Genomic DNA, 19,764 nt, shown 5'->3' with positions numbered 1-19,764 from the left:
TCCGGCCCTCCTGCACCGCCGCGTAGAGGCAGGGATGGCGGTGCTTCAGGCTCAAAGCATCTGCCAGCTTGGAGGCCGCCACAATGGGTGGGCAGCGCAGCAGGCCGGCCAGTTCGAGGCCGATGAATTCGGAGACGGCCGGGGTGCCGATGCCCCCGACCACGACCCTGCGCTCGGCGAGGACCTCAACGACCTGGTCGTAGTCAACCTCGTAGTGCTCCGCGAGGTCACACAGCAGGGTCAGGGTCTGGGCTTCGGCGAAGCGGCGCAGTTCGTCGGCGGAGCGCAACTGCTCCGCGATCTCACGCGCCTTGTCCTTCATGGGTTCCACGCTATGTCCGACCACTGACATTTTCTGCTCCCAGCAGGGGCGCCGGGCAGAAATTCTTCGAGAAGTTTTTCTGGGGGTTGCGGTGGGGTCGGCGCCCGTGGCGAGGCCTCGACGCGTCGGGCGAGTTGGCTTGTCGGCTCGCGTTTCTTAGGCTTCGAGGCCGCTTCGCGGCACCTCAGCCAGCGGGGAGGGCTCCAGCCCACTGCGCGGCACCTCAGCCAACGGGTAGGGGGAGCTCCGACTCGTAGGGTCTTCCGTGGCGACGCGACACGGCGCCCGGGAGTGGGGGGCTCCCGGGCGCCGTGTCGCGTTGCGGACGGATCAGGCCTTGGCGGCCGCGGCCCGACGCTTGTTCCAAATGTCGAATGCCACTGCGAGCAGCAGCACCAGACCCTTGACGATCTGCTGGATGGACGTCTGGACGCCCATCAGCTGCATGCCGTTGCTCATGACGGCCATCACCAGGCCGCCGATCATGGCGCCGATCACGGTGCCGACGCCGCCGGTGACGGCTGCGCCACCGATGAAGCAGGCCGCGATCGCGTCGAGCTCGAACATGTTGCCTGCGCCCGGCTGGGCGCCGTTGGTGCGCGAGGAGAACACCACGCCGGCCACGCCGGTGAGGAGGCCCATGTGCACGTACACCCAGAAGATGGTGCGCTTGACCTTGACGCCGGAGAGCAGGGCGGCGTTGATGTTGCCGCCGATGGCGTAGACGTGACGGCCGTAGATCGAGTTCTTGGCAAGGAACGAGTAGACCAGCACCAGCACGGCCAGGATGATCAGCACGATCGGGAAGCCACGCGCGGTGGCAAGCTTCCAGGCGAAGAACATCACGACGACGGCCACCGCGACCAGCTTGAAGATGAAGAGCGGCATGCCCTCCACCTCCTGCTCGTAGCGGATGCGGGCGCTGCGGCTGCGCCACTGGGTCCAGGCGAAGCCGGCGATGGCGAACACGCCGATGAGCAACGTGAACAGGTCGAAGCCGTTACCGCCTAACAGCCCGTTGAGGAAGCCGTTGGCGATCTGCTGGTACTCCGGGGTCATCGGGGACAGGGAGACCGAGCCCAGCACGAGGAACGTCATGCCACGGAACAGCAACATGCCCGACAGGGTCACGATGAAGCCCGGGATGCCCACGTAGGCCACCCAGAAGCCGTGCCAGGCGCCGATCGCGAGGCCGACGATGAGGCCGGCGATGACGCCGACATACCACGGCATGCCGTTCTTGATGATCAGCGTTGCCGAGACCGCGCCCACCAGTGCCACCACGGAACCCACCGACAGGTCGATGTGGCCCACGACGATGACGAACAGCATGCCGATCGCCAGGATCAGGATGTAGGAGTACTGGAGGATCAGGTTGCTGACGTTGATGGGATTGAGCAGCGTCCCGCCGGTCAGCACCGTGAACAGGAGCACGATCGCCACGAACGCGATGACGATGCCGCTCTGGCGGAGGTTCTTGGAGAAAAGGTCCTTGACGGTGGCCATCACGCGGCCTCCCTTTCTTTGGTCATGAGCTTCATGAGGCTCTCCTGGGTTGCCTCTCCGCGGGGGAGTTGGCCTGTGATGCGTCCGAAGGCCAACGTGAAGATGCGGTCACAGATGCCGAGGAGCTCAGGGAGCTCCGACGAGATCACAACCACCGCCTTCCCTGCGTCGGCGAGCGCGTTGATGATGGTGTAGATCTCGTACTTGGCGCCGACGTCGATGCCGCGGGTGGGTTCGTCGAGGATCAATACCTCAGGGGAGGTCATCATCCACTTCGAGAGGACAACCTTCTGCTGGTTTCCGCCGGAGAGCTGGCCCACCACGTTCATCACGGTGGGGGTCTTGATCCGCATCTCCTTGCGGTACCGCTCGGCGTTCTTGATCTCCTCGTTGGAGTTGACCACCCCGTTGGAGGCGATCTTGTCCAGCGAGGCGGCCGAGATGTTGCGACGGATGTCGTCGATCAGGTTGAGGCCGTAGCGCTTGCGGTCCTCGGTGGCGTAGGCGAGACCGGCGTCAATGGCTGCTGCCACTGAATGGAGCTGGACTTCCTTGCCGTGGAGGAAGAGCTTCCCGCCGATCTTGCGGCCGTAGGCCCCTCCGAACAGGCTCATCGCCAGCTCGGTGCGGCCCGCGCCCATGAGGCCGGCGATCCCGACGATCTCCCCGGCGCGGACGTCGAAGGAGGCGTTGTCGGAGACCTTCCGGCCGGCGACGGTGGGGTGCAGAACCGTCCAGTCCTCGACCCGCATGATCTCCTCGCCGATGTTGGGCGTGTGATCGGGGAAGAGGTTGTCCAGCTCGCGGCCGACCATGTCCTTGATGATCCGTTCCTGGGTCATGTCCGGGCCTCTGTCGAGGGTCTCGATGGTCATGCCGTCGCGGATCACCGTGGTGGCATCGGCGATGGCGGTGATCTCGTTGAGCTTGTGGGAGATCATGATCGACGTGATCCCCTGCCCCTTGAGGTGCCGGAGCAGGTCCAACAGGTGCGCCGAATCGGTGTCATTGAGCGCGGCGGTGGGCTCGTCGAGGATGAGCAGCTTGACCTGCTTGGAGAGCGCCTTGGCGATCTCCACGAGCTGCTGCTTGCCGACGCCGATCTGGTTGATCGGCGTCATGGGGTTCTCGTCCAGACCCACCCGGGCCAGCAACTTCGCCGCCTCGGCGTTGGTCTTGTGCCAGTCGATCACCCCGCGCTCGACCTGCTCGTTGCCGAGGAAGATGTTCTCGGCGATCGACAGGAGCGGGACCAGGGCGAGCTCCTGGTGGATGATGACGATTCCCGCGTGCTCCGAGTCGTTGATGGAGTTGAACTTGCACTCCTTGCCCTCGAAGATGATGTCGCCTTCGTAGGTGCCGTGCGGGTACACACCGGAGAGCACCTTCATGAGGGTGGACTTACCGGCCCCGTTCTCGCCGCAGATGGTGTGGATCTCGCCGCGCTCAACCTCAAGTGTGACGTCCGAGAGGGCCTTGACACCAGGAAAGGTCTTGGTGATGTTGCGCATCTCGAGGATGTTCTGTGTGTCGCTCATGCGTCGCCTTTCTTCGCTGTCAACGGGCGACGATGGCCCGGCCCCTGAAGGGCCGGGCCACCGCGGGTGCCTGGATCAGGCAACGCCTGCGTCAATCTGCTCCTGGGTCCAGTAGCCGGTGTCGACGAGCGCCTCGGTGATGTTCTCGCTGGTGACGGTCACAACATCGAGGAGGTAGGACGGAACGACCTTCACGCCGTTGTCGTAATCCTCGGTGTTGTTCGCCTCGGGCTCGTTGCCGGCCAGGAGATCCTGGGCGGCTGTGACGGCCTGCTCGGCCAGAAGCCGGGTGTCCTTGAAGATGGTCGAGGACTGGATGCCGTCCTGGATCAGCTTGACGGAGGCGATCTCGGCGTCCTGCCCTGTGACGATCGGGAAGCTGTCGGCGACGGTGCCCGAGTAGCCGTTGTTCTGCAGGGCGGTGATGATGCCGCGGGAGAGTCCGTCGTAGGCCGACAGCACGCCGTCAACCTTGGTGTCGCCCTGGTAGTTGGCGGTGAGGAGGTCCTCCATGCGCTTCTGCGCGGTCTCCTGCTGCCAGCGAAGCGTGGCAGCCTGCTCGATGTCGGTCTGACCGGAGACCACCACCATGGTGCCGTTGTCGATCTCGGGCTGGATGACGCTCATGGCGCCGTCGAAGAAGAAGAAGGCGTTGTTGTCATCAAGCGAGCCGGCGAACAGCTCGATGTTGAACGGGCCTTCGCCGCGGGCCTTGAGGCCGTCGATGAGGGCCTGGCCCTGGGCGACGCCGACCTTGAAGTTGTCGAAGGAGACGTAGAAGTCGACGTTGGCGCTGTCGCGGATCAGGCGGTCGTAGGAGATGATCTTGATGCCCTGGGCGGCGGCGTTTTCCAGCTGGGGGGCGAGTGCGGTGCCGTCGATGGCGGCGATGATGAGGACCTTGACGCCCTGGGTGATCATCTGGTCGATCTGCTGGCCCTGGGTGGGGATGTCGTCGTTGGCGAACTGGAGGTCGACTTCGAAGCCGGCCTCTTCGAGCTGGGACTTGACGGCCTCGCCGTCGGCGATCCAACGCTCGGAGGTCTGGGTGGGCATCGACACGCCGACGCTGCCGCCCTCTTCCATGGGGGCGCTCGCGGACGCCGTGGCGTCACCCGAGGCGGCCGGCGTGGTGGCTGTTCCGGCGCCGCCGCCACCGCACGCGGTGAGGGCGAAGGCCATGAGCAGGCCTGCGCTTGCGGTTACGAACTTCTTCATCTTCATTCGTTCCTCCTGTGAACGTTCACTTCGAGCGGACCGACGCCGCCTCGTGGGGTTGTGCGGGTATGAACGAAGCGCTGAGCGCTGGGCGAACTCCGCACACGGTGTCTTGTGGGCCGGATCTCGGACGGCGCTGTCTCTCCGTTGCGCTTGAGTCTGTCGCGCAGTCGCAGCGCTGTCAACCGATTCTGAGGCCTGACATGGTTGCGAAATTGTAACGATCTGATAGCGCTCCCACCATGCACTTTCGACGGCGAGGGTGGGGGTCGGCTCCGAAACGACGCTGTGTAGTATCCGGACGGTGACTCCGCACCCAGGCACCGCCCCCCACGAGGCCCGCAAGGGCGTGGTCCGCACGCTCCACCACGACGCCGGGGAGCGCCCCCACGTGCTGGTCTGGGAGGTCACCCGAGCCTGTCAGTTGGCCTGCCGGCACTGCCGCGCTGATGCCTTCACCCGGGCGGACCCCCGGCAGCTCACCACCGAGCAGGGCAAGGCCCTCCTCGACGATTTCGCCGCCTACGGCACCCCCAAGCCGATCGTCATCCTCTCCGGCGGCGACGCGTTCGAGCGCGCAGACCTGGAGGAGCTGATCGCCTACGGCACCTCCATCGGGTTGCCGATCGCACTGTCGCCGTCGGTCACGCCGCTGCTCACCGACGAGCGTCTGGCGTCGGTGCGCGAGGCCGGGGTGAAGGCCTTCTCGCTGTCCCTCGACGGCGCCACCGCTGAGACCCACGACTCGTTCCGTGGCATCGACGGCACCTACGAGGACACCATGGCGGCCGCCGAACTGGTGGTGAAGCACGGCTTCCGGTTCCAGGTGAACACCACGATCTGCCGCAACAACCTGCGCGAGCTCCCTCAGCTGCTCAAGCGGACCATGGAGATGGGCGCGGGCATGTGGTACGTGCTGTTCCTGGTGCCGATGGGTCGCGGATCCAACCTCGAACCGCTCGATCCGGACGAGATGGAGGACGTGCTGCACTGGCTGCACGACGTCTCCGACCGGATCGCGGTGAAGGTCACGGAAGCGCCGAACTACCGTCGCGTCGCCATCCAGCGCGACGACGCCCGCGCGGCCGGTCGGCCGTTGCCGGTCCGCGGAGAATTGCATGCCTGGCTGACTGCCGAGACCGACGCCCTGCTGGGTGAGGTCCTGGAGCGGCGGCCGCCGCGTCCGCCGATCGGCGTCAACAGCGGTCGCGGCTTCGCGTTCGTGGACCACATCGGCGACGTCTACCCGTCGGGGTTCCTGCCGCACCGCTGCGGATCGGTGAAGGAGCAGAGCTTCCGCGAAATCTACGCCGAGGCGCCGATGATGAAGGCGTTGCGGGACCCCTCGTCGTATTCGGGCAAATGCGGGGTGTGCGAGTTCAACTGGATCTGCGGAGGGTCGCGGGCGAGGGCTCACGCCATGCTGGGTGACCCCCTCGCCTCGGACCCCACCTGCGTCTACCAGCCCGCGGGTCTGCTTGGCGTGCACGAAACGCCGTCGGACCTGGAGACCGCGCCCGCATAGGTCGCCGGGGCCCCGTCGCGACGGTGTGTCCTGCTGGTCCGGAGGTGCCGGGTGGCGTGCACGAAACGCCGTCGGACCCGGAGTCGGTGCCCGCGGCTCCGGGAAGACGACGCTTGGCCGGGCGGTGCTGGGCCTGGCGCCCGTCACCGAGGGTCGGATCGTCTTCCAGGGCCAGGACATCAGCCACGCCACCCGGTCCGACCGGCGCAAGCTGAGCCAGGACCTCCAAGTGGTCTTCCAGGACCCGTACAGCTCCCTCAACCCGTCGCTGACGGTCGGCGACATTCTCGCCGAGCCGCTGGGCATCCAGGGCGTCACCGGCCCGGACGCCCTCAAGCGGGTGCAGGAGCTGTTGGACCGGGTGCATATGCCGTTGGACGCCATGGGCAGGCTGCCGCGCGAGTTCTCGGGCGGGCAGCGGCAGCGGATCGCCATCGCGCGGGCGCTGGCGCTGCGGCCGAAGCTCATCGTGTGCGACGAGCCGGTGAGCGCGCTGGACCTCTCGACGCAGGCCCGGGTGCTTGACCTGCTGCTGGAGATCCAGCAGCTGACCGGGGTGTCGTACCTGTTCGTCTCGCACGACCTGGACGTGGTGCGGCACGTGAGCCATCGGGTCGCGGTGATGTACAAGGGCGAGCTGGTGGAGCAGGGGGAGGCGGAGCAGGTCACGGGTCGACCCGAGCATCCCTACACGCAGAAGCTGCTGCTCGCCTCGCCGGTTCCTGACCCGGACCGGCAGGCGATCCGTCGTGAGGAGCGACGGCGCCACGCGCGTGAGACGGCGGCGGCCTGACCTGACTCGGGCCCAGGCCTGCAGGATGCTATCCATGGGGCGGTTTCTGTGTATATGCACAGAAGCCGCTCTGTGGATAGCAAGTTGCAGCCCGACACGGAGGTGGGAGCCAGGATGGGGCACCTCGAGACTTCACCCACGAGGAACGGCATCCTGGGTGGCGTGCACGAAACGCCGTCGGACCCCGCGTCGGTGCCCGCATGGGTCCCCGAGGGTCTATCGCGACGGCGTGTCGTGCTGGTCTGGGGGTGCGGGTTGGCGTGCATGAAACGTAGTCGGTGCCGGTGTTCTTCCCTCGCACTCAGGCCGTGAAGCGGCGCGCCCACAGCCTCGACCAGGCGCTGAAAGGATGGGCGTGTCGCCGGAACATGCGAGCGTAGGAGCCGTCGTTTGTCGCCGCCTCCAGCCTGACACCTCGATCCCTGACGGCCGCCAATCGCACGACTCACCGCCTCCCTCCACCACTGCAAGTGAGGTCAGGACCTACCCGACCGCTCTGCGCTGGTCGGCCCGCCCCCGGCTAGGGGGCAGCCGGGCCCCGGGGGCGTCTCTTGGAATTGTCAGGCGTTGCGCAGTGTGACGTCCCCGGACGCCGTGGTCACCCGCACCGTGATGAAGGGGTCCCCCTCTACGGGCTGGCCCGCCGGCTCCAGGCGGGCGTCCACGTCGCCGCTGGTCGACTGGACGTCCTGCCAGATCGGGACGCCGGTCGGTAGGCCGACGCTGACGTCCCCGGACGCCGTCCGCAGCGTGATGGCGGCGCCGTCGAACAAGGCCACCTCGAGGTCACCGGACCCTGTCCCGACCGTCAGCGTGCCGGAGGCGTGCCGCACCCGGACGTCTCCAGAGCCCGTGCGAACCTGCCCGTCGGCGTGGATGCGCTCGGCCGTCACGTCGCCCGACCCGGCGGCGAGCACGGCCTCGTCGGCCTCCTCGACTGTGACGGCACCCGACCCGGTCCGGAGCTTCGTCCGCGCCGAGCGTCCCCCGACCACGATGTCCCCGGACTTCGACTCGACCTGCACGGACGCACCCTCGGGCAGCACGGCGGTGACGGTGACGCCACGGGCCCGCGCGTCGCCGAGCGAGAGGCTCAGGAAGCCTAGGTCGATGGCGAGTCCGCGGCGTCCCGACTGCTCGACGAGCAGCGGCGGCACGCGCACGCCGACGACGTCTCCAGCTGTAGAAAACTCGACCTGGCCGAGGTCGGCCTCGTCGTGGCAGGCCACCTCGATCGTGCACGTGTCGGTGGCCTCGTGCCGAACGGTGACGTCGGCCGCCTGGACCCACACGTGCAGCGTGGTCTTTGCGGATGCCGGGAAGGTCTCGCGGCGAAGGGTTGCGGTGGCGCTCATGGTGGTCCCCTCTCAGGCCCAGCCGGTGATCCGGCGCTCGGTGCGGAGGTCGGGGCCGCGGCCTGCGACCCCGACGAGGTAGGCGCGGACCGCGTTGACGATCCAGGTGTTGAGGGACGTGCCGGCGGAGTCCGCTGCCGCGTCCGCCCTCGTCTTGACGGCCTCGGGCAGGCGGAGGGTGATGCGGGCGGTGCCGTCGGCTTCGCCCTCGGGCGGCACCAGCGTTGGTTCCACGGCGCCGTCCGCAATCTGGTGCTGGACCCACCACACGGGGTCCCGGCCGTCCATGCGCACCTCCACGACGTCGCCCAGCTCGGCGCTGAGGGATGCCGCTGCGTCGGTCAGCGTCTCGATCAGCCGCAGCCGCAGGGCGGGCTCCAGCGCGGCCAGCAGGCGCGCAGCCACGCTGCGCGTGTGCTCATCGGCAAGCGCGGTGGCCTTGGCGAGGTCGTCGCGCAATGCGTTCAGGTAGGGGTCCAGGTCCATGACTCCACTATGACACTACTGTGATGTCACTGCAAGCACCATTTAGGCACTCAACACCGGGCGTAACTCGACGACCTTGCCACCCGCGTCGCCGGACCGACTCCGTAGATCCGGACACGACGAGCCGCGGACGGTAGCCTCGCGCCATCCCGCCGCGATGGGTGGGAGTGGGATCGAGGGTTCGTCACCCAGAATCCCGCTGCTCCGCCCAGGCCGTGCCTGAACGCTGTGGTCCAAGTCGTACGGGGGTGGGCCGTCACTGTCAGTTCGATGGTCCGTCGCTGCTGGCGATGGCTGCAGGCGTGGCGGGCAGGACGTCGATCCCGGATCCGGTGGCCTTCACTCCTTTGACCAGGAGCCACAACGCAAGCCAGCCCGTCCGGCGCGGCAGGTGTCCGGAGCAATGGTCGGCGTATCCGAGGGGATCGGTGAAGGCGTACTCGCGGCCGTCCGCCCCGACGGACCCGCGCACGGCGGTGTGCATCGAGCTGACCATTGAGTACTGATGCGCGAACTGGTTCTCCTTCTTGATGAACGGAGGGGCGGTGGGGCGGATCATTACGTCGGCCTCCACGCCGCCGTCGGAGAACCGCAGGCTCCAGCCCGCCTCGCTTGATCCCGAGTAGTGGACCTGGCCCCGCCGCGAGTCGGCACGCAGCTCCGTGTGGTCGAGACCGGCCGGGGCGGTGAGGAACAACTTCCGCGACCGGGCCACGGGCCTTCCGGCCGCGAGATCGAAGACCGTGAAGACCACGTTATCCACCGGCGGGAGCCTGATGGCGTGGAAGCTCGTGTAGACCGTGCGGCTGTCGTCCACCCAGCCCACGTACCACCATTCCTTGTGCCTGGGGGCACGAACGAGGTCTGAGCGTGAGACGACGCTGGCGTCAAGCAGCATGGGCAGACCTCCGCTTCGCGGCGGTTGGGCATCACCGCCTGTCGACGACCGGATCCCCACCATGGTCCGGTGTTCCGCGCGCCGTCCGCAAGGTCACGAGGCGACGGCGCGCTGCGGCTGCTTGACGAACAAGGCGACGATGAAGCCGGCCAGCAGCACCAGCACCACTCCGAGGATGCCCCAGTGCTGGCTGGACTCCTGCGCGTCGCCCGTCACCGCGACACCCACCGTGATCATCAACCCGAACATCAGCGGTGCCAGGAAGCTGACCGCGCGCCCGGTCGTCGCATACAGCCCGAACATCTCGCCGCTCATGCCCTCGGGGATGAGGCGCGCAAGGAAGGATCGGCTGGCCGACTGCGCCGGCCCGACGAACAGGGTCATGCCCAGGCCGAAGATCCAGAAGACGGTCTTGCCGCCGTCGTGGAAGTAGAAGATGCCCAGGCCGAGGGCCACCAGCATCCCGAGGGAGAACAGGATCACCCGCTTGGGGCCGAGTCTGTCGTCGAGCAGGCCGAACAGCATCGTCGCAAGGCCGGCGACGACGTTGGCCACCACGCCGAAGATCACCACCTCGCCGAACGTGAAGCCGAACGTGCCGGCGGCGAGCACGCCACCGAAGGTGAACACCCCGGCCAGGCCGTCGCGGAACAGGGCGGAGGCGACGAGGAAGAACAGGGTGTTGGGGTTGTCGCGGCCCACGCGCCCGATGGAGCGGAACAGCTCGCGGTAGGAGCCGACGATGCCCAGCGACGGCGGCACGTGATCGGGCCTCCGGTCCTTGAGCGCGATGAAGATCGGGATGGTGAACAGCAGAGTCCAGGCCCCGCAGATGAGCATCGAGAGCCGCACGTCGTCGGGCGTGAAGTCGGAGCCCAGGACAGCGATGATGACCAGCAGGATGGTGATGCCGCCGAGGTAACCGAGGCCCCAGCCCAGGCCGCTCACCCGGCCCACGTCGGACGGGGTGCTGACCTGGTCCAGCGCCGAGTAGTAGTTGACGTTGGCGATCTCCGAGACCACGTTGCCCGCGCCCAGCAGCACCGCGCCCAGCAGGAAGTACTCGGGCGCCGGCGCGACGAAGTACATCGCCGCGCAGATCGCCGCGAGCAGCCAGGTCTGCCAGCGCAGGTGGAACATCCGCTTTCCCGTGCGGTCCGCGCCCTGGCCGAGCACCGGGGCCAGCAGGGCGATGAGCAGGCCCGCGGTACCCGTCGCCCAGGCCAGCTGGATGGTGACCTGGTCCTTCTCACCGAAGGCGGAGCTGGTGAGGTAGACCGAGAACACGAACGTGGTGATCACTGTGGCGAACGGCTGCGTGCCCCAGTCCCAGAATGCCCAGGCGACCACCTTCCTGCGCGGGGCCTTGGTGGAGGACAGCGCGCCGGCCTGTGGCACGGCGTCGACGGCGGGGGGCGGCTCGATCGTCACGCGAGCAATGTATGCCGAACGGGTGAACGGTGAGCGTCATCCCGGGAAACGTCGGTTGCTCCGGGAGGGGGCGATGTTTGAAATCCGCCGAAGTGGGTATGAGGGAGAGATACATCTGAACAAGCAAGGAGCCACTCATGCGTATCGGTTCATCCGTCTTCCTCATCGCGCTCGGCGCCATCCTCACGTTCGCAGTGGAGGCTGACGTCCCCTACATCAGCCTGGATCTCGTGGGCTACATCCTGATGGCGGCAGGTGTCGTCGGCCTCATCTGGGCGCTGCTCGCCTCCAACCGCAGCCGCACCACCGAGACCCGCGTGGTCAGCGACCCTGCCACCGGCGAGACCGTTCGCCGTTCGGAGTCCTCCGAGGGCATCTGACCCACCGACTCTGCAGCCCCCTCCCGTCGCTCTGACGGGTGGGGGCTGTTTTGTGTGGTCTCTACAACAAGATTGGACGCTTTCCGGAGGTTCCCTCCAGCGTTGTAGGGTGGGGGTGCAGGCCAGTGAGTAGGCATCAACGGCGCCCACGACGGTCGCCGGGACCCAAAAGAAAGGCAACGCATGACCGACAGCGGATTCCTCAGGTACGGGGATCTCGAGCTTGAACTGCCGATCGTGGAGGCCACGCAGGGCAACGATGGATTCGACATCGGCAAGGTCCTGGCGCAGACCGGCGCCACCACCCTGGACCCCGGCTTCGTGAACACCGCGTCGTGCACGTCGTCGATCACGTTCATCGACGGCGACGAGGGTGTGCTGCAGTACCGCGGCTACCCCATCGAGCAGCTCGCCGAGCAGGCCACGTTCATCGAGGTCACCTACCTCCTCATCTACGGTCACCTCCCCTCGCAGGATGAGCTCGACGAGTTCAGCCTCAAGATCTCGCGCCGCATGATGCTCGACGAGCGCATGCGCGAGCTGTTCCGCTGCTTCCCGCGCGGCGCCCACCCCATGCAGGTGCTCGCCGCCGGCATCATGGCGCTCGGCTCGTTCCACCGCGACACCCTCTCGGTGCACGACACCAACCAGGTCGAGGAGGCGTCGCTCCGGTTGCTGGGCTCGATGCCCACCCTGGCCGCCTACGCGTACAAGAGCTCCGTCGGGGAGCCGTTCCTCTACCCGCAGACCGGACTCGGCTACGTCGAGAACTACCTGCGCCTGTCCTTCGGCACGCCGCAGGAGGAGTACCACATCGACCCGGACATCGTCCGTGCCTTCGAGACGCTGTTCATCCTGCACGCGGACCACGAGCAGAACGCCTCCACCTCGACGGTGCGGCTCGTGGGTTCGGCAGATGCCAACATCTACGCCTCGGTCAGCTCCGGCGTCAACGCGCTGTCCGGCCCTCTGCACGGCGGCGCCAACCAGGCCGTGCTGGAGATGCTCTCGCGTATCCAGGATGAGGGCCTGGACATCAAGGAGTTCGTCAGCCAGGTCAAGGACAAGAAGTCCGGCGTGAAGCTGATGGGCTTCGGCCACCGGGTCTACAAGAACTACGACCCGCGCGCCAAGATCATCAAGGGTCACGCCGACGCGCTGCTGCGCATCTCCGGCCGCAACAACCGGCTGCTCGACATGGCGCTGGAGTTGGAGGAGACGGCGCTCAACGACGACTACTTCATCGAACGCAAGCTGTACCCCAATGTGGACTTCTACACGGGCCTCATCTACGAGGCGATGGGATTCCCCTCGCAGCACTTCACGGCCCTGTTCGCCCTCGGCCGGCTCCCCGGCTGGATCGCGCAGTGGCGCGAGCAGCACGCGGACCCCAACCGCAAGATCGGGCGTCCGCGCCAGATCTACATCGGCGAGAAGAAGCGCGACTACGTGCCGATCACCGAGCGCTGACGTCCGACTTCAAGGGCCCACTCCCGTCGGGAGTGGGCCCTTCGTCGTTCACCTGCAGGGTCGGGGAGGGGTTGACCGCTCCCGCACGACGGGGCACCATTGGACACGTATTTCAACGATGAAAGGCTGTCCCGTGGCCACCCTCCCGCTCGTCGCCCCCGCTTCCCCTCTGGCCGCAGGCCCGCGTCACCCCGTCGCGATCACCGGGGTCCGCCTGGACCCCGCCTCGCGGCTGGGCGCCTGGCAGCTGCGCAACGCCGCCGCGACCATCCCGCACTGCATCGCCCAGCTCGAGGAGGCCGGCAACCTGGACAACTTCCGCCGTCTGATCGGCGAGTCCACCGCCGAATGGCGCGGGTTCTGGTTCGCCGACTCAGACCTCTACAAGACCATCGAGGCGGTGGCCTGGGAGATCGCCCGCACCGGCACCCGTGAGTTCGACGCCTGGCTCGACGACGTGATCGGCCTCGTGGCCCGCGTCCAGGAGCCGGATGGCTACGTGATGACCTGGATCCAGGGCGTGCACCCCGAGAAGAAGTTCGCGGAGCTGGACTGGACCCACGAGATGTACGTGCTCGGCCACATGGTGCAGGCCGCCGTCGCGTTGGCCCGCGCCGGCCGCACCGACCTCCTGGACATCGCCGTCCGCTTCGTCGACCTCGTGGACGCCACCTTCGGACCAGCAACTGACAAGGTGGGATACTGCGGGCACCCTGAATTGGAGACCGCGCTAGTGGAGCTCTACAGGCACACCGGCGAGCGCCGCTTCCTGGACCTGGCCCGCCACCAGGTGGACCACCGCGGCTCCGGCCTGCTCAAGGTGGGCTCACTCGGGGCCCGCTACTTCCAGGACCACGCCACGGTTCGGGAATCCACCAGCGCCGTCGGCCACGCCGTCCGGCAGCTCTACCTCAACGCAGGGGTGACCGACCTGGTCCTCGAGGAGGGCGACCAGTCGCTGCTGGCTGCGATGCGCGCCCAGTGGGACAGCGCCCACGAGCGCAAGATGTACATCACCGGCGCATTCGGCTCGCGCCACCGCGACGAGGCGTTCGGCGACGACTACGAGCTGCCGTCGGACCGCGCCTACGCCGAGACCTGCGCCACCATCGCGGACCTGCACTGGAACTGGCGCATGTACTTGGCCGAGGGCGGCGCCCGCTACGCCGAGACCATCGAGCGCGAGCTGCACAACGCGCTGGCCGCCTCGCTCGACGGGTCCGGTACCCGATTCTTCTACTCCAACCCGCTCCAGTTGCGCCCAGACCGCTACTCGGAAGAGAGCGCACCCCGTGAGCGCACCCCCTGGTACGCCTGCGCCTGCTGCCCGCCCAACATCGCCCGCGTCTTCGCCCAGCTGAGCGGCTACGTGGCTTCCATCGACGGCGACGCCCTGGCGCTCCACCTCTACACCGCCTGCGAGATCGACGTGCCCGAAGCCCTCGGCGGCGGAATCGTTGTCGTGCGCACCAGCTACCCCGACGACGGCCGCGTCGAGATCGCCGGCCCGGCCGGCCTTCCTGTCGCTCTCCGGATCCCGAGCTGGGCCGATGCTCCCACCATCGACGGGCAGCCGGTCCAGCCGGACGCCGACGGCTACGCTCGCGTCGAACTCGCAGCCACCCCGCTCGCCCTCGACCTGCCGATGGCCCCCCGCTGGACGCAGGCCAACCATCGCGTGGACTCGGTGCGCGGCTGTCTCGCGCTCGAGCGCGGACCCCAGGTGTACTGCGTCGAGCAGGTGGACCTCCCTGAGGGGATCCGCCTGGACGATGTGATCGTCGACGCCACCAGTGCGCCGATCGAGTCCGACGGCGGGCTCGAGATCGCGGTCACCCCACGGCCGGGGGTGGGCCCGCTGTACGGCGCGCCAGCCACCGCCCCCACGGGGCAGCCGGTCACAGTGCGGGCCATCCCCTTCCACACCTGGGGCAACCGCGCCTCGGGTGCCATGCGCGTCTGGCTCCCCAACGCCTAGTGGGCGAAAGTTTTGGCGTCTCGTAACGTTTCGATAAATCTATCGGCGCCCGCTTGACCTTGCGCCGACAAGGGGCAAGGATCAAGGCATTCGATGTGAACGTTCACACGATGCGCCAGGAAACCCGGGGGATGCGACGAAGGTGTCGCGGTTGGGCAACCAGGCGCTGTGCATCACACGTGTTAGGAGCCTTTGATGCAGCAGTTCAATCGCAGGACCATTCTCGGCGCACTGGCCGCGGCGGCAATCGTGCCGCTCGCCGCGTGCGCGGACGACACTGCCTCCACCCCGTCCGGAAGCACGGGCGGAGGGGCCGAGGGCGAGCTGATCGTGCTCGGCTTCTCGCAGGTGGGGGCCGAATCCGGTTGGCGCGCGGCCAACACCAAGTCCATCCAGGACACCCTCACCAAGGAGAACGGCTTCGACCTGAAGTTCTCCGACGCGCAGCAGAAGCAGGAGAACCAGATCCAGGCGCTGCGCTCCTACATCTCGCAGGGCGTGGACATCCTCGCGTTCTCCCCCGTGGTGGAGACCGGATGGGACGCAGTCCTGCAGGAGGCCAAGGACGCCGGGATCCCCGTCGTCCTCACGGACCGCGCCATCGACAGCGATGACGACTCCCTCTACGCCACCTTCATCGGCTCGGACTTCGTCAAGGAGGGCGAGATGGCCGGCGAGTGGGCCAAGGAGCAGTACGACGGCCAGGGCCTGACCATCGTCGAACTGCAGGGCACCACCGGCTCGGCCCCTGCCAACGACCGCAAGACCGGGTTCGCCTCCGCCATCGAGGGCACCGATCTCGAGATCATCGACTCCCAGACCGGCAACTTCACCCGCACCGAGGGCAAGACGGTCATGGAGGGCTTCCTGCAGAAGCACGACAAGATCGACATCGTCTACGCCCACAATGACGACATGGGCCTGGGCGCCATCGAGGCCATCGAAGCGGCCGGCAAGGTGCCCGGCCAGGACATCAAGATCATCACGATCGACGCGGTCAAGGACGGCATGCAGGCCCTCGTCGACGGCAAGATCAACTACATCGTCGAGTGCAACCCGCTGCTCGGGCCGGACCTCGCCGACATCGCCAAGTCGGTGCTGGCCGGTGAAGAGGTGGAGAAGCGCATCGTGGTCAAGGATGAGGCGTTCGACCAGGAGGCGGCCAAGGCCGTCATCGCGGACCGTCAGTACTGACCCCCGCCGCACCTGACAACCACAGGAGAACACCTATGACGGCATCGGACCTCGCTCAGAGCGAGGTGGCCCCGATCGTCGAGATGACAGACATCTCGATCGAATTTCCCGGGGTCAAAGCACTGCAGGACGTGAGTTTCCGACTCCTGCCGGGCGAGGTCCATGCCCTCATGGGCGAGAACGGGGCGGGTAAGTCCACCCTGATCAAGGCGCTCACTGGTATCTACGGGATCGACTCCGGCACCATCGTCGTCGAGGGTTCCCAGGTCCGCTTCAGCAGCCCGGAACAGGCGCGCCAGGCCGGGGTCAGCACCGTCTATCAGGAGGTCAATCTCTGCGAGAACCTCTCTGTGGCGGAGAACGTGATGCTCGGGCAGGAGTTGCGCTCAGGGCCGTTCATCAACTGGGGCGCCACCCGCAGGGCCGCGGGCGAGCACCTGCGCCGGATGGGGCTGGACATCGACCCGGCATCGAAGCTCAGCACCCACTCCCTGGCCATCCAACAACTCGTCGCGATCTGCCGCGCCACCTCCATCGACTGCAAGGTCCTCGTGCTCGACGAGCCCACGTCCTCACTCGACGCGGGGGAGGTGGAGCAGTTGTTCACCGTGGTGCGGGGCCTGCGCGACCAGGGCGTGGCCATCCTCTTCGTCTCCCATTTCCTGGACCAGATCTACGCCATCGCGGACCGCCTGACCGTGCTACGCAACGGGCTGCTCATCGGTGAATACCTCACCCGGGACCTCAGCCAGCACGAGCTGGTGTCCAAGATGATCGGCCGATCCCTGGAGGCTCTCGGACACCTCCGAGTGGCCGCTCCGGCCGCCGGGGCCGAGCGTCGGCCTCTTGTCCGGGCACTTGGCCTGGGCCGGAAGGGCACCATCGAACCGTTCGACCTGGACCTCTACGAGGGCGAGGTGGTCGGCGTGGCCGGCCTGCTGGGCTCCGGCCGCACCGAGCTCGCCCGGCTGCTGTGCGGCGCGGACATGTCCACCACCGGCGAGCTCGAGGTGGAGGGGAAGCCTGCGAAGTTCCGCGGTCCCCGCGCCGCGCTTGACTCCCACATCACCTACTCCTCGGAGGACCGCAAGGCCGAGGGCGTCGTCGGCGACCTCACGGTCCGCGAGAACATCATCCTCGCCGTGCAGGCGGACCGCGGATGGCTGCGGAAGCTGCCTGACAAGCAGGCCGACGAGATCGTCGACCACTACATGAAGGCGCTCAGCATCCGCCCCGCCAACCCCAACCTGCTCGTACGGAACATGTCCGGCGGCAACCAGCAGAAGGTCCTGCTGGCACGCTGGCTCGCCACGCAACCCAAGCTCCTCCTGCTCGACGAGCCCACCCGCGGCATCGACGTCGGCGCCAAGGCGGAGATCCAGAAGCTCGTCGCGGAGCTCGCCGCGGACGGCATGTCCGTGGTGTTCATCTCGGCCGAGTTGGAAGAAGTGCTGCGGCTGAGCAACCGGATCGTGGTGATGCGCGACCGGCGCAAGATCTCCGAGCTCACCAACAGTGGGGACCTCACCGTGAACGACGTCGTGACCCAGATCGCGGGGGCCGCCCGATGACCGATGCACCGACCACACCGAGCGTTGACACCTCCCAGGAGACGCGCCGATCGGGAAGGCTCTCCCGGATGGTGTCGCACAACCTGTTCTGGCCACTCGTCGCACTCGTTGCGATGCTCGCCGCCAACACCATCTACCGGCCCAACTTCCTCGCCGTCACCGTCCGCGACGGGCACCTCTTCGGTTCGCTGATCGACATCCTGCGCAACTCGGCCCCACTGATGCTGGTGGCGTTGGGCATGACGCTCATCATCGCCACGCGTGGCATCGACCTTTCCGTGGGTGCCATCGTCGCCATCTCGGGAGCACTGGCACTCAGCACGATCCAGGCGTCGCCGGACCCCGACTCGGTGCTCACCGTCGCATCCGCCATCGGTATGGCGCTCGCGCTGTGCCTGGTGCTCGGCGCCTGGAACGGGTTCATGGTCGCGGTGCTGGGCATCCAACCGATCATCGCCACCCTCATCCTCATGATGGCGGGGCGCGGCATCGCCATGTTGATCACCAACGGCTTCATCACCACCGTCAACTCCACCCCGTACAAGTGGCTGGGCTCCGGTTGGGTGCTCGGACTGCCCGTCCCGGCGTGGATCGCCGCCGCGGCGTTCCTCATCGTTCTCCTCGTCTGCAGGAAGGGCGCGCTCGGCATGCTGATCGAGGCGGTGGGCATCAACCCGGCGGCCGCGCGGCTCGCGGGCGTGCGGGCACGCACCATCACGTGGACGGTCTACATCGTCGGCGGGCTGTTCGCCGGCATCGCGGGGCTGCTGCTGTCGGCCAACGTCATGGCCGCGGATGCGAACAACGCGGGGCTCTTCATCGAATTGGATGCCATTCTCGCCGTCGTGATCGGCGGCACATCGCTGGCCGGCGGCAAGTTCTCCCTCAGCGGCACCGTGATCGGAGTGTTCATCATCACCACCCTCTCCCTCACCGTGACCATCCTCGGGATCTCGCCGCTGGTCACGCCGCTGTTCAAGGCCCTGGTGGTGATCGCGGTGACGCTGCTCCAGTCGCCGGTGGTTCGAGACAAACTCGAACACTGGGGCCGGCGGCGTCCCCAGGTGCAGGCGGTCGCGGCATGAGCACGACAACCCAGCGCGCGCGCCCACGCTTCCGGCTCTCCGCGGCCCAGCTGCCGGTCATCGGCACCTTCGTCGTCCTGGCACTGATGCTCATCGTGGGCGGCCTGCGCTACGACAACTTCCTCTCCGCGCGGATGCTCGGCAACCTGCTGATCAACAACTCCTTCCTCATCGCTCTGGCGGTGGGCATGACCTTCGTCATCATCACCGGCGGCATCGACCTCTCGGTGGGCGCGGTCCTGGCACTGTCGGCCATCGTCACCGCCTCCACGCTCCGGGACGGATGGCCGATCGAGGTGGTGCTGCCGATGGCGGTGCTGGTCGGATCGACGATCGGGCTCATGCACGGCCTGATCATCCACATCTTCAAGGTCCAGCCATTCATCGCCACCCTCGCCGGGATGTTCTTCGCGCGCGGGCTCTGCTTCGTGATCGCGCCCGAGTCGATCGCGATCAACGACGAGTCCTTCGTGACCCTGACCGGCCGCAGCATTGCCTTCGGCTCGTCAGGATTCCGCCTGACGGTTGCCGTCATGATCGCCTTGGCCCTCGTCCTGCTGGCGGTCTACATCCTCCACTACACGCGCTTCGGGCGCACCGTGTACGCGCTGGGCGGCGGGGAGCAGTCGGCGCTCATGATGGGTCTGCCGGTCGCCCGCTCCAAGGTGCTGGCCTACGTGGTCTCCGGCACCTGCGCCGGGTTCGGCGGCCTGCTCTTCGCCATGTTCTCCAGATCCGGGTACGCGCTGACGGGCGTCGGCATGGAGCTCGACGCGATCGCGGCGGTCGTGATCGGCGGGACCCTGCTGACGGGCGGCAGCGGCTACGTGCTGGGCTCGCTCCTCGGTGTGTTCGTCCTGGGCCTGATCCAGACGATCATCACCTACGAGGGCACCCTGTCGTCATGGTGGACGAAGATCGTCATCGGGGTTCTCCTGCTGATCTTCGTCGTGCTGCAACGGCTGCTGAGTCGCAAGCGGGAGTGACCCGGTCGACGTGGGTAGAGTGCCCACC

General features: G+C 67.2%; 16 protein-coding genes and 1 pseudogene. 9 read left to right on the top strand and 8 right to left on the bottom strand.

The features are described 5' to 3' along the window. The 4 genes and pseudogenes from H5399_RS13580 to chvE all read right to left on the bottom strand — a co-directional run. A pseudogene (locus H5399_RS13580) lies at positions 1–322 on the bottom strand (hypothetical protein); the annotation flags it as partial. Positions 323–652: 330 nt separating this feature from the next. Beyond that, on the bottom strand, positions 653–1,828 hold the full coding sequence (gene mmsB, locus H5399_RS13575) for a multiple monosaccharide ABC transporter permease (protein WP_182783568.1): 1,176 nt from the start codon (positions 1,826–1,828) through the stop codon (positions 653–655). After that, a complete protein-coding gene (mmsA, locus tag H5399_RS13570; RefSeq protein ID WP_182783541.1) occupies positions 1,828–3,366 on the bottom strand; it encodes a multiple monosaccharide ABC transporter ATP-binding protein in 1,539 nt (512 codons plus the stop codon). The genes mmsB and mmsA overlap by 1 nt, the downstream gene beginning before the upstream one ends. A 75-nt stretch (positions 3,367–3,441) precedes the next feature. Further along, a complete protein-coding gene (chvE, locus tag H5399_RS13565; RefSeq protein ID WP_304650546.1) occupies positions 3,442–4,584 on the bottom strand; it encodes a multiple monosaccharide ABC transporter substrate-binding protein in 1,143 nt (380 codons plus the stop codon). Positions 4,585–4,888: 304 nt separating this feature from the next. On the opposite strand from chvE, the gene H5399_RS13560 reads away from it, so the two are divergent. Next, complete coding sequence (locus tag H5399_RS13560; protein ID WP_370585773.1) at positions 4,889–6,109, top strand: TIGR04053 family radical SAM/SPASM domain-containing protein; 1,221 nt, start codon at positions 4,889–4,891, stop codon at positions 6,107–6,109. After that, the gene (locus H5399_RS13555; protein ID WP_370585772.1) at positions 6,012–6,902 is read left to right on the top strand and encodes an ATP-binding cassette domain-containing protein; all 891 of its coding nucleotides are present in this window, start codon (positions 6,012–6,014) and stop codon (positions 6,900–6,902) included. Before H5399_RS13560 ends, H5399_RS13555 begins: the two co-directional genes overlap by 98 nt. 560 nt (positions 6,903–7,462) lie before the next feature. Here H5399_RS13555 and H5399_RS13550 read toward each other — a convergent pair. The 4 genes from H5399_RS13550 to H5399_RS13535 form a co-directional block, all read right to left on the bottom strand. Beyond that, the gene (locus tag H5399_RS13550; RefSeq protein ID WP_182783535.1) at positions 7,463–8,257 is read right to left on the bottom strand and encodes a DUF4097 family beta strand repeat-containing protein; all 795 of its coding nucleotides are present in this window, start codon (positions 8,255–8,257) and stop codon (positions 7,463–7,465) included. Between the two features lie 12 nt (positions 8,258–8,269). Further along, entirely contained in the window at positions 8,270–8,743 is a 474-nt protein-coding gene (locus H5399_RS13545; protein WP_182783533.1) for a toxin-antitoxin system HicB family antitoxin, read from the bottom strand. A gap of 262 nt (positions 8,744–9,005) precedes the next feature. Then, positions 9,006–9,641, bottom strand: coding sequence for a hypothetical protein (locus H5399_RS13540; RefSeq protein ID WP_182783531.1), 636 nt, complete (start codon positions 9,639–9,641; stop codon positions 9,006–9,008). A gap of 93 nt (positions 9,642–9,734) precedes the next feature. Beyond that, positions 9,735–11,072: an MFS transporter gene (locus H5399_RS13535; RefSeq protein WP_370585771.1), complete on the bottom strand. Its 1,338-nt coding sequence runs from the start codon at positions 11,070–11,072 to the stop codon at positions 9,735–9,737. Positions 11,073–11,209: 137 nt separating this feature from the next. On the opposite strand from H5399_RS13535, the gene H5399_RS13530 reads away from it, so the two are divergent. The 7 genes from H5399_RS13530 to yjfF all read left to right on the top strand — a co-directional run bounded on the left by H5399_RS13530 (position 11,210) and on the right by yjfF (position 19,736). After that, positions 11,210–11,452 (top strand): DUF6458 family protein, encoded by a 243-nt coding sequence (locus H5399_RS13530; RefSeq protein ID WP_182783529.1) that lies wholly within the window; start codon positions 11,210–11,212, stop codon positions 11,450–11,452. Positions 11,453–11,635: 183 nt separating this feature from the next. Further along, positions 11,636–12,922, top strand: a complete 1,287-nt coding sequence (locus H5399_RS13525) for a citrate synthase (RefSeq protein ID WP_182783527.1) — start codon at positions 11,636–11,638, stop codon at positions 12,920–12,922. Between the two features lie 133 nt (positions 12,923–13,055). Next, complete coding sequence (locus H5399_RS13520) at positions 13,056–14,900, top strand: beta-L-arabinofuranosidase domain-containing protein (RefSeq protein WP_220491009.1); 1,845 nt, start codon at positions 13,056–13,058, stop codon at positions 14,898–14,900. Positions 14,901–15,095: 195 nt separating this feature from the next. Next, on the top strand, positions 15,096–16,094 hold the full coding sequence (locus H5399_RS13515) for an ABC transporter substrate-binding protein (protein WP_182783523.1): 999 nt from the start codon (positions 15,096–15,098) through the stop codon (positions 16,092–16,094). Positions 16,095–16,129: 35 nt separating this feature from the next. Then, positions 16,130–17,665 (top strand): sugar ABC transporter ATP-binding protein, encoded by a 1,536-nt coding sequence (locus tag H5399_RS13510; RefSeq protein ID WP_182783521.1) that lies wholly within the window; start codon positions 16,130–16,132, stop codon positions 17,663–17,665. Continuing rightward, on the top strand, positions 17,662–18,750 hold the full coding sequence (locus H5399_RS13505; protein WP_220491008.1) for an ABC transporter permease: 1,089 nt from the start codon (positions 17,662–17,664) through the stop codon (positions 18,748–18,750). The genes H5399_RS13510 and H5399_RS13505 overlap by 4 nt, the downstream gene beginning before the upstream one ends. Next, positions 18,747–19,736, top strand: a complete 990-nt coding sequence (gene yjfF, locus H5399_RS13500; protein ID WP_182783519.1) for a galactofuranose ABC transporter, permease protein YjfF — start codon at positions 18,747–18,749, stop codon at positions 19,734–19,736. The genes H5399_RS13505 and yjfF overlap by 4 nt, the downstream gene beginning before the upstream one ends. Positions 19,737–19,764 lie beyond the last annotated feature (28 nt).

Source organism: Tessaracoccus sp. MC1627 (assembly GCF_014164725.1).
Taxonomy (GTDB): Bacteria; Actinomycetota; Actinomycetes; order Propionibacteriales; family Propionibacteriaceae; genus Arachnia.
The sequence above is the reverse complement of the archived record's forward strand: the minus strand, read 5'-3'. Positions and strand labels throughout refer to the sequence as shown.